The 14,466-nt window shown below is 37.0% G+C and carries 14 protein-coding genes; 8 read left to right on the forward strand and 6 right to left on the reverse strand.

Annotation, left to right across the window (positions count from 1 at the left end; translation table 11 throughout):
• Nucleotides 1–732 precede the first annotated feature (732 nt).
• On the reverse strand, nucleotides 733–1,152 hold the full coding sequence (locus D1839_RS12995) for an Hsp20/alpha crystallin family protein (RefSeq protein WP_158589660.1): 420 nt from the start codon (nucleotides 1,150–1,152) through the stop codon (nucleotides 733–735).
• Nucleotides 1,153–1,602: 450 nt separating this feature from the next.
• Here D1839_RS12995 and D1839_RS20380 point away from each other — a divergent pair, with 450 nt between their 5' ends.
• From D1839_RS20380 to D1839_RS13020, 6 genes are all read left to right on the forward strand, one after another.
• Nucleotides 1,603–2,010 carry a hypothetical protein gene (locus tag D1839_RS20380; RefSeq protein WP_199690140.1) on the forward strand — a complete coding sequence of 136 codons (408 nt, stop codon included), beginning with the start codon at nucleotides 1,603–1,605 and terminating at the stop codon, nucleotides 2,008–2,010.
• Nucleotides 1,976–2,773: a hypothetical protein gene (locus D1839_RS13000; RefSeq protein ID WP_199690143.1), complete on the forward strand. Its 798-nt coding sequence runs from the start codon at nucleotides 1,976–1,978 to the stop codon at nucleotides 2,771–2,773. Before D1839_RS20380 ends, D1839_RS13000 begins: the two co-directional genes overlap by 35 nt.
• Nucleotides 2,774–2,791: 18 nt before the next feature.
• On the forward strand, nucleotides 2,792–4,033 hold the full coding sequence (locus D1839_RS13005) for a metal-dependent hydrolase family protein (RefSeq protein ID WP_286164812.1): 1,242 nt from the start codon (nucleotides 2,792–2,794) through the stop codon (nucleotides 4,031–4,033).
• Between the two features lie 671 nt (nucleotides 4,034–4,704).
• Nucleotides 4,705–5,364, forward strand: coding sequence for a diaminobutyrate acetyltransferase (gene ectA, locus D1839_RS13010; protein WP_199690145.1), 660 nt, complete (start codon nucleotides 4,705–4,707; stop codon nucleotides 5,362–5,364).
• A 12-nt stretch (nucleotides 5,365–5,376) separates the two neighbouring features.
• Nucleotides 5,377–6,666, forward strand: coding sequence for a diaminobutyrate--2-oxoglutarate transaminase (gene ectB / locus D1839_RS13015; protein WP_199690147.1), 1,290 nt, complete (start codon nucleotides 5,377–5,379; stop codon nucleotides 6,664–6,666).
• A gap of 19 nt (nucleotides 6,667–6,685) precedes the next feature.
• A complete protein-coding gene (locus D1839_RS13020; protein ID WP_120380398.1) occupies nucleotides 6,686–7,072 on the forward strand; it encodes an ectoine synthase in 387 nt (128 codons plus the stop codon).
• 506 nt (nucleotides 7,073–7,578) lie between these two features.
• Here the strand turns inward: D1839_RS13020 and D1839_RS13025 are convergent.
• The 3 genes from D1839_RS13025 to D1839_RS13035 are packed head-to-tail and all read right to left on the reverse strand — an operon-like array spanning nucleotide 7,579 to nucleotide 8,816.
• Nucleotides 7,579–7,926, reverse strand: coding sequence for a DMT family transporter (locus D1839_RS13025; protein WP_120380399.1), 348 nt, complete (start codon nucleotides 7,924–7,926; stop codon nucleotides 7,579–7,581).
• 16 nt (nucleotides 7,927–7,942) lie between these two features.
• Nucleotides 7,943–8,266 carry a DMT family transporter gene (locus tag D1839_RS13030; RefSeq protein WP_120380400.1) on the reverse strand — a complete coding sequence of 108 codons (324 nt, stop codon included), beginning with the start codon at nucleotides 8,264–8,266 and terminating at the stop codon, nucleotides 7,943–7,945.
• 10 nt (nucleotides 8,267–8,276) lie between these two features.
• Complete coding sequence (locus D1839_RS13035; RefSeq protein ID WP_120380401.1) at nucleotides 8,277–8,816, reverse strand: TetR/AcrR family transcriptional regulator; 540 nt, start codon at nucleotides 8,814–8,816, stop codon at nucleotides 8,277–8,279.
• Nucleotides 8,817–9,454: 638 nt separating this feature from the next.
• On the opposite strand from D1839_RS13035, the gene D1839_RS13040 reads away from it, so the two are divergent.
• Complete coding sequence (locus D1839_RS13040) at nucleotides 9,455–10,291, forward strand: metallophosphoesterase (RefSeq protein WP_199690149.1); 837 nt, start codon at nucleotides 9,455–9,457, stop codon at nucleotides 10,289–10,291.
• A gap of 708 nt (nucleotides 10,292–10,999) precedes the next feature.
• Nucleotides 11,000–11,815 carry a lipid II flippase Amj family protein gene (locus D1839_RS13045; protein ID WP_120380403.1) on the forward strand — a complete coding sequence of 272 codons (816 nt, stop codon included), beginning with the start codon at nucleotides 11,000–11,002 and terminating at the stop codon, nucleotides 11,813–11,815.
• Between the two features lie 754 nt (nucleotides 11,816–12,569).
• Here the strand turns inward: D1839_RS13045 and D1839_RS13050 are convergent.
• The gene (locus D1839_RS13050; RefSeq protein ID WP_158589661.1) at nucleotides 12,570–13,430 is read right to left on the reverse strand and encodes an HD domain-containing protein; all 861 of its coding nucleotides are present in this window, start codon (nucleotides 13,428–13,430) and stop codon (nucleotides 12,570–12,572) included.
• 120 nt (nucleotides 13,431–13,550) lie between these two features.
• A complete protein-coding gene (locus D1839_RS13055; RefSeq protein WP_120380406.1) occupies nucleotides 13,551–14,057 on the reverse strand; it encodes a hypothetical protein in 507 nt (168 codons plus the stop codon).
• Nucleotides 14,058–14,466 lie beyond the last annotated feature (409 nt).

The following is a 14,466-nucleotide window of genomic DNA, read 5'->3' on the forward strand; positions in this document are numbered from 1 at the left end:
GGTGCCCCTCAAAAAAAATCAATGATGAAGGGCTTAGCTTCGTATTGCCTTTAGCCAAGGGTATTTTCATACAAAAGTATAAATGTAGGCGCTTGGAGATAACGAAATAACAGAAGTCACGTCCCGCGCATGAGCCCAGCAACGATGCGACTTTAGGAATGCGCCCTACGATAAGTCATCATTGGTTCGCAAAGAGGAATGCCGACTAAAAACGGGCTTGCCGCTCAGGCGTCGACATCCCCCTGTTTTTAGTGGCATAATTCCTTTATCCCGTAAAAAGGCTTGTAGACTCCCACGGTCTTAGAATGAAAGATGTGAGCGGAACAAGTCGAAGTGGAAGGGAACAGCACCTAAATCCCCTATTTCGTAAGAGGCCTTTAGGTCATACCCTGGCAGTACTAACCATCAACGGGGAAGGAAGAAAATCCCGCTGAGGGAAGGTTCCCTTTATCATTCGTTGATTCGTTCCAGTCGCTACGTTGCTAAACGGGCGCCTGCGATTTTGTTCACTTCTAGTATAAAAGTAACAAATCGTTGTTAATTCTGTATAAAAGTGGCGTAAATTATTTGTAAATATACGCAAATATACGCCAAGAAGAAGCTTTTCAAAAAGGTATTAAACTGAGACAAGCCACATGGATTAATTTAATAATTTGAATGCCATGTGGCCTCTTTTAATAGGGGAGATTAACTTATACATCTAATTGAAACACCATCGGGTATAGCAGTTGATTACGAATCTGTTGTATCATGTATGTCAATAAATTTTCTACTGGAATTATTTTTGGGAACAATGACTTGCAAAACGCCATTGTCTAATTTCGCTTTTGTTTCTTTTTCAGATATAGCAAATGGAAGCGTAATGGTTTTTTCTGCTTTGCGATTGTAAGTGTCGTTATCAGTGTAAGAGTGATCTTCGGCGGTAATTCGTAATTGATTACCGAATATTTCCAGTTGAATTTGATCCCGTTTAAAACCAGGTAATTCGGCTTCTACAATTACGTTAGCTTCTGTTTCACGTGTACGAACGTTCAATGGCCGCTTAATTAACGCATTGAAATTTTTGGCGGATTCGTTAAAGAAAGCGTCCATTTGCTCCATAATACCTTGAAAAGGTCCGCGTTCTCCTCTTTTCCATCGGTTATGATCCATTAGATGCACCTCTTTCTGCATATTTATTATTACTATATGCTGTGCTGTTCCAATCGTTTTGGGCGGGCGCATAAAAATAGTGAATTCACTTAAATTAAATGCTACGTATAGCGGCAAATGCTTGAACTAGATCGTAAAATCTTTACTAATGTACGCTTGGTATTTACATTCTACACTTCATGGTAACAACCATAATTTTCATGTTGTTTCTATTTGTATTACCTCTAAAAAATACTTTGTTGCTAAAATTTTTAAGAAATATTTAATTGTTTTTATGCAATATATTGGAAGCGTTACCTTAGTTAATCTATAAGTAATTATGACTAATCAAAAAATTATATATTAGATTAAAATAGTCTAAAGAAACGTTAATTATCAAAAAAAACAGCATAGACAAAAAATAATCCTAGTGATATATTAGTTATTATTCTTTTTAGGAGGGGATTCCCTTTGTTAACTAATCCACTAATCGCTACTGTACTTATTTTTGCTTTAATTGCACTGGGAGAATGGCTCTCCATTATTTCGAGAGCAAGAATTCCTATGTTGCTTACTGCAATGACAGGATATCTTGTCCTGGTATGGACAGGTATATTTCCGGGAAATATTTTGGAAAAATCACAATTTGCAGCTTTAGGAGCAATTTTAATTGGTCCAGCAATCGTTCATATGGGAACGCTGATTCCTTTATCTTTATTAAGGAGCCAAATAAAAGCCGTCTTTATTGCATTAAGTGGTATAATCATGTCAAGTGCGGTTATCTTGATTGTTGTTTCCCTTATTTTTGACTATGCGACTGCTGTTGCCGGCGTAGGACCGCTTAGTGGAGGAAATTATTGCATTAATTATTACTTCTGAAGAACTTGCAGCGATTGGCAAATCTAGCCTTGTTGTTATTCCTGCATTGGTTGTTGCTTTTCAAGGTGTACTAGGCATGCCGCTAGCACTAAACTTTATGCGCAAGTACGCATTAAAGCTTCAGAAACAAATGGATGCAAATTCATTTGTCCCTATGGATGCAGGTATGATGTATCCACAAGGAGCGAGCAAGACAGATAAAATAAATCCATTAAAGCAAAGTTTAACATTGAAGCTGTTTTACGTGTTTGTGGGTGCAGCAATTGGTGTTGCTCTTGGCGAAGTAACACCGATTCATTATAGCTTATGGTGTTTGGCAATCGGCATTATTGGTTTAAAACTAGGGCTATTGGAAAGCAAATCTTTGGAACAGGCAAATTCATTTTCTATAACGATGGTTGCCATTATATTTGTAGTTATTGGAACAATGGCAGGTGTAACGCCCCAAGAGGTTGTACAAAATCTACCTAGCATTTTAATCATTTTAATTTTAGGAACATTCGCAATCTCCCTTGGTGGATATGTCATGTCAAAGCTAGTGAAATGGGATCCTCTAAAAGGAATGCCTGTTGCTTTAACAGCGTTATTTGGATTCCCGGCAGACTACATTTTATGTGAAGAAGTTAGTCGCAGTATCGCTAGAAATAAACAAGAAGAAAAAATTATTTTTAATGAATTGCTTGCACCAATGCTAATTGGCGGTTTTACTACTGTTACGATAGCATCTGTAATTCTTGCAGGGATTCTAGTAAAAACATTGTAAAAGGGGGAAGGAAAATTGGTGAAAAAGCTAATAAAAAACGGAATTATTGTTGATGGTAATGGTGGAGAACCAATAAATGATGGAATTGTTGTAATCGAAAACGAAAAAATTACCTATGTTGGAAACAAAAAAGAATACCAATTGGATGGGTCGGAAACTGTAATCGACGCACAAGGAGGGACCATCTTACCTGGTTTTATTGATACGCATGTACACATGATGTTTGAGTATTCCCCGATTGCGAAGCGGTTAGAGACGCCATTTTCATTTATGTATTACCAAGCAGCAAACTATTTAAAAGCAACATTATACGCTGGCGTAACTTCTGTTCGTGACGCTTTAGGTGCTGACCTAGGTGTGAAAAAAGCTATTGAAGTTGGGCTTATATCAGGACCGAGGATGCAATTAAGTATTAATGCATTGACAATCACTGGAGGTCACGGTGATGGTTATACAGTATCAGGGAATACAGTAGATTTATTAGCTTCTGATTATCCAGGAATGCCAAATGGTAAATGTGACGGGGTAGAAGAGGTGCGCAAAAAAACAAGAGAAATGTTGCGTGCTGGTGCCGAAGTCATCAAAGTTCATGCGACTGGTGGCGTATTAAGTGCAACAGACCACCCTGAATTTACGCAATTTTCATTAGAAGAGCTGAAGGTAATTGTAGAAGAGGCCCACTTTCGTAAAGGCGTTAAGGTGATGGCACATGCGCAAGGAGCTGAAGGTATCAAGAACGCGATAAAAGCAGGTGTTCACTCTATTGAACATGGGATTTTTATCGATGATGAAGCAATTGAACTCATGCTAGAGAATGGAACGTATCTCGTTCCCACGTTATTAGCTCCAGTAGCTGTATTAGAGACAGCAAAAGAAGTAGGTATGCCAGATTCGGCGGTTGCAAAATCAAAAGAAGTGATTGAGCAACACCATGCAAGTATTGCGAAGGCGCATCAAGCAGGCGTAAAAATAGCCATGGGAACAGACGCTGGAGTTATGAAGCATGGAACCAATTTGCGGGAGTTAGGATTAATGAGGAATGCTGGAATGAGCTCCATGGAGACAATCGTTGCCTCTACGAAAACAGCAGCGGAATGCTTAGGCTGGGACGAACAGGTAGGAACCTTAGAAACTGGTAAACTAGCGGATATTATTGTTGTAAATGGAAATCCATTAGAGGATGTGGATTCGTTAGCAAATAATGATGCAATTCAAGTTGTTATCAAGCATGGGCAAATCGAAAAAAATATATTGAGCTAAATATGAAACAAAGGCGCGGGGAGCCCGTTTAGCAACATAGCGAATGGAACGAATCACGGAGATAAAGGAATCAATCCACTAAAACAGGGGTATGCCGACGTCTGGGCGGGGAGCGGTTTTTAGTCGGCCTTCCTCTTAGCGACGAACCTGATAACTTATCGGAGGGCGCATTTCTAAACGCACATCGTTGCTGGGCTCATGTGCCGGACGTGAGGCTTCGGTTATTTCGCTATCCATAAGCCTCTCATATTATACTTTCTTATCTTTTAAAAAAATAATCTACGTCAAAATTCCTCTCCAAAGGAGTAAACCGTATGAAATCGAAAAGTTGAAAATCATGATTTCATACGGTTTTATCTGTATATAAGGTGCGGTAAGGCTCCTGCTTCAGGAGTTAGATAATTTGTACTGTAAACAAGTCTAAGTAGGAGATAACAGCACCTAAATGGATTCGTTTCTCAATCAATCAGCGGGGGGATGAATGAGAGTCTCCACTGATTGAACATTCACTTTATCATGCTTACATATATGAATATGAATGATCGTAATGCAATAATTGTCGAATATGAGGGAATATTGTTCGATACTTCACCGAATTTCGTTAACTATACTATTATTTAGAATTTTTCGTAGCTATCCTTTAAGGATAGACCTTTCTACAGCTGTGAGGGATGCTGATCCCATTTAATCGGGCTATATCACATTTAAACCCTTTTGACGGTGTCGTCCATTTATTTATAAGCTTATATAGAAATCTATTTTTAAAGGAAGGGAGAAGTGAAAGCATCCAAACAACCATTCGTACGACGTCCATTAATCGGAAAGTAGAAGAGCAAACACTTACATTTCGTATGCCTACAAAAAATGACGGCGCAGCAGTGTGGGAATTAATTCATCAAATTGACAACCTGGATTTGAATTCTTCTTATAGTTATCTCTTATGGTGTGATATGTTTTCTGAAACATCCATCGTTGTAGAGGAGGAAGGGGAGGTCGTTGGGTTTATATCCGGGTTTATCCATCCGAATAAACCGAATACATTATTTATCTGGCAAGTAGCGGTAGATGGGGCGCAGCGCGGAAGAGGTATCGGCACACGTATGCTATTGCAATTGTTAAATCGCAAGCGAATAGCACAGGTTCAATTTATAGAAGCTACAGTAGCGCCATCTAATTTGCCTTCACAGTATTTATTTTTAGGCTTGGCTAAAAAGCTAGACACCGAGTGCGTTGTTGGCAATTATTATACTTCGGTCGATTTTCCAAGAACAGGACATGAAGACGAACAATTGTATAAAATTGGTCCTATTAGAAGGACAAATAATAAATAAAAGGATGATTTGGTGACTACAACAGTAGTGAAAAATAATCGGATGCAAACATTTGAAGAATTAGAATCTGCAGTTAGAAGCTATAGCAGAGGCTGGCCAACTATTTTTGAAAAAGCGAAAGGCTATAAGCTTTGGGATATAGAAGGAAATATGTATATTGATTTTTTTGCAGGCGCAGGTGCGCTAAATTACGGTCACAATCATGACACCATGCAGAAAAAACTGATCGCTTATATTCAAGATGACCATATTATTCATAGTTTGGATATGGGTACAACACCGCGAAAAACCTTTTTAGAAACATTTCATAACACCATTCTTAAACCTCGTAACTTAGATTACAAAGTTATGTTTCCTGGACCAACTGGAACGAATACAGTAGAAAGTGCATTAAAAATTGCCAGAAAAGTAACTGGACGTAATACAGTGATTAGCTTTACAAATGCTTTTCATGGTATGACAATTGGATCCTTATCCGTTACTGGTAACTCGTTTAAACGCCATGGCGCTGGCGTTCCACTCCATCATAGCGTATCGATGCCGTATGATGCATATGTGAATGATCAGGATTCAATTGCTTATTTAGAGCGGTTCCTAGAAGACAGCGGCAGTGGTGTAGCCTTACCTGCTGCCATTATTCTTGAAACAGTACAAGGAGAAGGCGGTATTAATGCGGCCAGTATAGAGTGGCTACAAAAGATTGCCTCCATTTGTGAGCGTTGGGATATTTTGTTGATTATCGACGATGTTCAGGCTGGATGCGGCAGAACAGGTACATTTTTCAGCTTTGAACCAGCTGGTATAGCACCGGATATTGTCTGTTTGTCTAAATCAATTGGGGGCATCGGTCTTCCAATGGCGATTACATTAATCAAGCCAGAATATGATCAGTGGGGTCCTGGTGAGCATAATGGGACATTCCGTGGAAATAACTTAGCTTTTATTGCAGCTACAGAAGCCTTAACAGCGTTTTGGCAGGATAATACATTTTCAAAATCTATTATTCAAAAAAGTAAACTGGTTAGACAGTGTATCGATCGTATCATCGATAAATTCCCATCGTTGCAGGGAGAAGCTCGAGGAAGGGGGCTTATGCAAGGAATTGTGATTCCAGAGCCTAATTATGCTTCAGAAATTTGTAAGGCAGCATTTGAGATCGGTCTAATTGTCGAGACCTCTGGTCCAAACGATGAAGTTGTCAAATTCTTACCGCCTTTAATTATTGATAAAGAGGGAATTAACCAAGGGTTTGATATTTTAGAAGAAAGTATTAAGCATGTAGTAAAAAATAATAATCGATAGACAAAGGAGAGATATACCAATGATTGTAAAATCGCTTGACGACATTATAGGTACAGACAATGAAACATCCAGTGATAATTGGACGAGTCGTCGATTTATCATGAAAAAGGACAATGTAGGCTTTAGTTTAAATGATACGCTTATTAAAGCAGGAACGACCAATTTCTTCTGGTATAAAAATCATATTGAGGCTGTTTATTGTATTGAAGGAGAAGGGGAAATTGAAAAACTCGAAACAGGTGAAATATATAAACTAAAGGCTGGAACGATGTATCTACTAAATGAACATGATAAACACGAACTTCGTGCGAAAACACAGATGCGGATGGTTTGCGTTTTCAATCCTCCTTTGGTGGGGACAGAAACACATACAGAAGAAGGTTATTATCCGTTATTAACTGAATAACAAAATGGTATAGGAGTTGCACGTCAGCAGCTCCCTTTTTCATTATGCTAATGTTCGTGTGCCAATAGAAAACCTGTAATGATATAAAGCTTATTGAAATTTATTAACTAAGGATGTAGCCAAGATTTATTGAGAATCCTTTATATGGAGCGTGTGTAGTAGAAGATGAATCTTGAATCAACAGTAAGTCTGTTCAAAGGTTAAAGGACGTTCATCGAGGAGGAACAAGCTAGTTCGTAAATCCTACATGGAACGTTAATTGTTAGGAGCATTCGATGGGAGTACTGCTTCTTATAAAAAACTTGGTGAGAGTCGATGGAGTTTTAAATAGAAGCAAAAATAAGGGTACAAGAGGTATTCCAAATGTTCATTTAGTTTAACCTCCTTTACCACGTACGAGGATAAAGGATGGCAGATTGTTTCCATTTTCACCTGAATTATTATAAGTCAATGTTTAACAAAATGTAAGAGAATGATTGAAAATGTAAAAATATGAAGCAATCCATTTAACTGGCAGATTGTGAAACATTTTCTTGCTTTGGGGCAATATTTAATAAAATTACACCACCAATTATCGCTACTAGTCCTAGCGCTGTTAAATAACTAAAAGGTTCTTCCCAAAGGACAATACCGATTAAAGCGGTCAGTGCCGTTCCAACTCCTGACCAGATAGCGTAAGCTAAACTTAAGGGAATCGTTTTTAAGCTTAACGACAAGAAATAAAATGCGAAACCAAAGCCAATGATAAAACTTATTGTTGGTAATAGATTACTAAACCCGTTGGATAGCTTCATCATCGTAGTCCCAAAAACTTCCAAAATGATCGCTATTATTAAATGCATATATCCTTTCATCAGTCATTCCTCCTCATTATGTCCCATTCGATATTCTTAAAGCAACCACTCCGCCAATTATAAGGATAAGTCCGATAATTTTTTGAATGTGAGCTCGTTCTTTAAATAGAACCATTCCTACAACTGCAGTTAACGCCGTTCCAACCCCTGACCAGATAGCATAAGCGGTACTTAATGGTATTTTTGTTAACGTTAAAGACAACAAATAAAAAGCCATTCCCATGCCTAACACAACACCTAGGGAAGGAAAAAGTCGTTTAAAACCATGCGACACTTTTAACATAGTACTTCCAAACACTTCACTCACAATTGCAAACATCAAAAGGATAAATGGATTCATTTTCTCCCTCCTATTTCGTCATTCTAAGTAATCTTTCAATTACTTTCTCTCGTAGATCTTGATCTAATGGAGCCATATTTAAAAGCTCCGAGTAATAGAGTCCATCAATTGCCAGCCGAATAATGCTTGCATCCACAGGATCTAACCAATCTTGCTCTACTTGTTTCTGTATATGCTGATATCCCTCCGCCATTCCTTCTGTAATATGAGGATCAAGCATGGAAAGAGCCATAATGCCAACATTAAGTTTAGCGTTTTGATCAAGATCCCACTTGGACACTTTAATGAGGGCCCTTGTCCATTTCCCTTTTTCGTCTCGGTCTTTAGCAACGTAATCATGAAAATGCTGCGTATATTGTTCAAAAATATAGTCAGCTAATCCTTTTAGTAAAGCATCTTTATTAGGGAAATGATAAAGCAACCCACCTTTACTAATTCCTGCGTAGCTTGCTACGGCATCCAATGTTAATGCATGAAAATCATGCTCTAAAACAAACGCTATACCGGATTTTAATATATGCTGCCGTTTCTTTTCAGCCTTCGATAACATATTTATCCCTCCAAGAACAAAGGCGCAGGACGCCCGTTTAGCAACGTAGCGACTGCGACTAGAACGAATCAACGAATGATAAAGGGAACCTTCCATCAGCGGGGTTTTCTTCCTCCCCCGTTGACGGTTAGTACCACCAGGGTATGACCTAAAGGCTTCTTACGAAATAGGGGATTTAGGTGCTGTTCCCTCCCACTTCGACTTTGTTCCGCTCACATCTTTCATTCTAAGACCGTGGGAGTCTACAACGCCTTTTTACGGGATAAAGGAATTATGCCACTAAAAACAGGGAGATGTCGACGCCTGAGCGGCAAGCCCGTTTTTAGTCGGCCCTTCCTCTTTGTGACGAACCGATGAGGTCTTATCGTAGGGCGCATTTCTAAAGTCGCATCGTTGCTGGTGATTTGAGCCGTATTTCGTTATCCGCAAGTACACCATTTTATAACTTCCTATAACAATAAAAAACCAACCAGACGGTTTTATTTAGAATTATATTATATATGACTACAAAATAGCTGTCAAAGATTTGTTCTGCCTTGTTTACTTTAACCTTCACAAAAAAGGTAGCTGATCATTGCCAAATATTGCTTTAGCCAGACGATAGATTTTTCCATTATAATAGTAGAGGAGGTGATATATTGTATATTGGTTTAGTAGTATGTATTCTTGTTAGTTACTTATTAGTGAAAGGCTACCAAAATACACAGAAACTCGTTGTTAATGAAATTACGATAGATACAGGCGATAGAGGTAGCAAAGAAAATGCCCTTCATATATTGCATATTTCAGATATGCATTTAGAAAACATTTCTGTTACTCCAGACCGTTTAATAGAAAGTATTGGTTCTCATAAAATTGATATTATCGCTCTAACTGGAGATTTTTTAGATCGGAAACGGAGTATACCCAAATTAATTCCTTATCTACAAGCTTTAAGTAAATTACAACCAGTGTACGGTTCATTTGCTGTTTTTGGAAATCATGATTATGTGTTAAACGAATCAAACTTTGTAAAGCTTAAGAATGTATTAAATCAATATGGTTTTCAAACATTGCAAAATGAAAATAAGCAGGTAGAGTTAGATGGAAAGCAAATAAATATTGTTGGAATCGACAATTATTCCACGAAACATAGCGATGTGAAAAAAGCTTTCACTGGCATAAATCGGGGCACCAATTTAGTTTTAACCCATGATCCTAATGTAGTATTAACGATGAATGACTATCGATTTGATTATTTACTTTCTGGACACTTTCATGGTGGTCAAATTCATTGGCCAAAACCATATCATCTACGGAAAATGGGACAGTTAGTAAAGATGAATATGGTAAAAGGTCTTCATCAATTAAAGGGACGCCCATTTTATATTAGCGAAGGGCTTGGTCAAACCGGCTTTAATATTCGAATTGGCAGTCGCCCTGAGATAACCATTCATCATTTTTCAGTGAATAAGCAGATAGAAAAAGCAATGTAGTGATCATAATAAAAACTCTGAAATATCGTTCGTATTCCTTATTTGGATAATATGGAACAAAATCTTGCTGCATGAGTTTCACGTTGTGAAATATGGCAGAGGCTAGAACATAAAAAAATACTATATAGCAAAAGCCGAACAATTATAAATGAATTGTCCGGCTTGTTTGTTTAAAAATATTCCTAACATCCTATGTTAGAGTACATCGCTTTCCGCGAGTTTCCTCTGCTTCATAGAGCATAATCTGCTTTCCTACGGGATCTTCCAGCTCTTGCTGTGCTGTAGGAGTCTAAAATATTTGACTACGATAAAAATTTGTGTATACACAATAGATAATGGATTGCGTTTTTAAATCACTGTTTTAGTTATGATCCAGTCTTTTTTGCATCGTTTTATATAGGTTATTATGGAAGCAAGTTAATTACAATCAAAAGCTAATTTATTTTTATCCCGTATATAAGATGCTAGAAGATTCCTTCTTTCAGGAGGTGGATAATCTATTTCAACAAGTCTAAGTGTGAGATAACAGCACCTAAATGCCTGATCGTTCAGAGGCTTTTAGGTCATACCATTTCGGTCTAACAATCCGTGGGGTGAAAAAACCCTCCCACAGATTGAGATTTACTTTTTGGAAAAACTCCACCTGAGGGTTGCGATTCATGGTATGATAACCTTATCGCTGTGAAAAGGTAGGTTAATCTAATCATCATGGAAGTTATAACTGGTAAACTGCTGCTTATTTTTCTGTTTATTTTCATTATCCATAGTATTGAAACATTGGCTTATGCTGTTCGTTTATCAGGTGCGAGGGTGAAAATGATTGCCTCTGCGCTTGCGTTATTTAATGTTATGGTTATAGTATCTCGCTTAGCGAATATGATGCAACAACCGTTTACAGGTAGTTTAATAGATACAGCACCACCTGAGCATGCACTTCAAGTTGTAGAAGAGCAATATCGCATTTTAATTGGAGCTTCCACGGCTGGTACGATAGCTGGAATTATCGTTTTTCCGACATTTATTGCATTGTTCTCTCGCGCCATCATACACTTAGCTAATGAAAGAGGATCGATCCCTGTACTTATTAGAAAAGGGTTATCGATTGAATTTTTTTTGCGAGGTTGGAAGCATATCCGTTTACCAAAACGAACAGATATAAAAGGGTTACGGATAAGTAACATTCCGGCGAAATTATTTCTTATAAATACAATCATTACGGCTATTTATACAATAGGTGTCCTAGCAGCCTTATATGCATCATTGCTTGTGCCAGAACGCGCCGCGACAGCAGTAATGGCTTCTGGCTTAATAAATGGGATAGCAACGATTTTACTAGTAGTGTTTGTTGACCCAAAAGTTTCTGTTTTAGCAGATGATGTTGTCAACAACAGAGGGAGCTACCGAACGTTAAAAGGAGTTTCACTTATGATGGTTAGCTCGCGCTTATTAGGTACATTGCTAGCACAAGCGTTATTTATTCCAGGGGCAAAGTATGTAGCTTGGTTTACGAAATTTATTGTTTAGAACAAAGGCGCAGGCGCCCGTTTAGCAACGTAGTGACTGGAGCGAATAAAATGAACCGTCCAACAGCGGGGTTTTTTGGTCAACCTTAGCGAAGATTCAAAGGCTCCCTGTTCTGGAGTGATCAAACTAAAAAAACTACCCATAATTTAAAAAACGAAATTCATTTACATGGGTGAAGTATGCCTTTTTTTAGATGATATGGTAATAAATGGAGTGTCCAGAAGTAAAATTTTAACCATCATCAAATTTCTTCAACTTTCAGGAGCCAACTTTATGCAAATATAAGTTAGTTTTTAAGATAAATGCTGATACCTATATATAATCCTGAATTATTCATAGCTTGATTTTTTAAGAGAAGTTAACCCGTTAACTGTGCATGGATAGGCAAGTGGAAAAGTGTGAAATGGGAAAAGAAATAGATAAAGAAGACATAGAAAGATTAGAAGAAGTAAGAGAACAAGTCAGTTTTATGGGCGGGAAGGGATATCTAACCTTTTTGTTTATAACTTGGACTTTTTTCTGGCTCCCTATGTTAATCTTGGACCCACCAAAAAGATAGTTTTATTCATGACAAAAGACCGCTACAATAACGGTCTTTTTGTTTTTCATATTCAGTTCTTAGAATTCAATGTATACTCCTCAAATAAATCTTCAAATACACCTAACTTCATTCATCTACTAAATCCAAAGTTAATATCCAACTCATTCTGTTATTTTTCTCGGAAGAGCCTGGTGATCGAGGAAATGAGTTTAATTAATAGTTGTCGTTAACAATCAATTCGTACTCTCTTTTAAGTTCCCCTAACTTCTCTAATATGTTTTTTACTTTTAAATCTTCACTTAAAGGTTTTCCATCTAACATAGGTGTTTTATTGTATATCTTTCTCACTCCGAAGCTAATTCCATCTCCTGTAATTGATGATTGAATATTAATTTTACTAGGGTTGTTCATTAATAAATTCATTAGGTCTTTCACTGTAGAATTACTTGAATTATTCAAAAGAGTTAATAACTCAAAATCAGTTAAGAATGCAATGTCAGAATCAACTATACCTTTAAAGTGTAGGCTTATTGCTTCTGCTAGTATTCGATCAGCAGCTAATAATTGGGGAGAAAGAAACAACTCATGATCCATTAAAATTAATTCCATTACGTAAAGAGCCGTTTCATAATCATTAGCAATAACTCCTGTTTTTGAACAGCTTAGAGAACTCAACAAGTCTTTGGGGAGTCTATCTATTCCCCCATTCATATAAGTATCCCTAAAAAAACTATCTAAGTGATCTAACCCTATTATCTCATCGGTTCCTGTGATTTGATTTTGTGAATTTAAAAAGTCTATTACCTCTAGACAAGTAAGATCAGCTTTGTCTAATATTTCTTCTATTTCGTTATCTTTTAAGTATTTTTCAGTCAGCTCGTGGTGGTTAAATCCAAAAGTTCTTTCGATTGAATGAGAAAATGGTAAATGTCCTATATCATGAAGAATCGCAGCAGCTCTAGCTAATTTATCATTAGGGAAGAAGTGAGCTGTTAATTTCCAAACACCTATTGTATGTTCATACCTAGAATGTACTACAGGTGAGACAATTGACCCTGCACCAAAATGTGACAATCGCTTTAACCTTCTTACATAGCTCGTATTAAAAAGCTCAAATCCCACCCATTTAATTCAACATCAGGATATAGTGGCTCGTTTATAAAACTATAATTTTTAATCATTATTAGACCTCCTTTATGCGACATTTTGTGAAGTATCTTTTTTGTTCGTATTTCTTGAAGGATATACCATAGCAATAATGAAAATTAACATTAATGGTAATAAACCTATAACGAAACCAACTTGATTTACTACTGATAAATCACCTTCTTGTTGAAAACCTGCTCCAAAAGCTATTCCGCCGTATACGTTTATAGACAAGTAGTTCCCCAACACAAAAGTAGCTATAGATGAGAATGTAAGGAAGTACGCTCTCAAACTACTAGGTTTTGAATAGTCTTTTTCATCCATTATATCTGTCCAAATCAATCCCCACTTCTCTACCCGTGGATATAAGATTTTTAATAGTATTGGACCTAAGATAGCAGCAGCCACGAAATTATTTAATGACATAATATTTCCCAAGACAGCAAAAGGGTATAAACCTATAGCATCTAACATATATCCCATTATACTACCACAACCTATAGAAGCTATTAAAGCTACAAAAATATATTCGAAGTAATCTTTAGTTTTATTCATATTTTCGGCCTTTTCTTTTCTAGCTCCGCACAATACTTCGTATTATGCTGACATACTCGCTATCTTTTAGAATAAGGAGACTTGAAAAACAAAACAATTAGGAGTAAAGTAACAAGCAAGATGAACCAGAATATTATTATTTCTCGTCTTTTCAACGAGCTTACCATTGCTTGTGAAATCGATAATGTTGTGATTGTATTTTTTTCTATTTAGAAAAAAAGAGAGCTAGTCATAAGAAACATAGCATACCCTAAAACTTATAAGAAGTATGGTGCAGGAAAGCTTGTTTATAGATAACCATACCATTTACTTGTTTGGAAGGTGTTTTGAAAGAAGAACTACTATATAATTAATGGAAACAAGGTAGAAAATGATAACCATAAAATGGTGCGATTTTTAAGGCATCATA

The organism is Roseburia sp. 1XD42-34, from assembly GCF_009917385.1.
In the GTDB taxonomy this organism is placed as follows: domain Bacteria; phylum Bacillota; class Bacilli; order Bacillales; family Amphibacillaceae; genus Virgibacillus.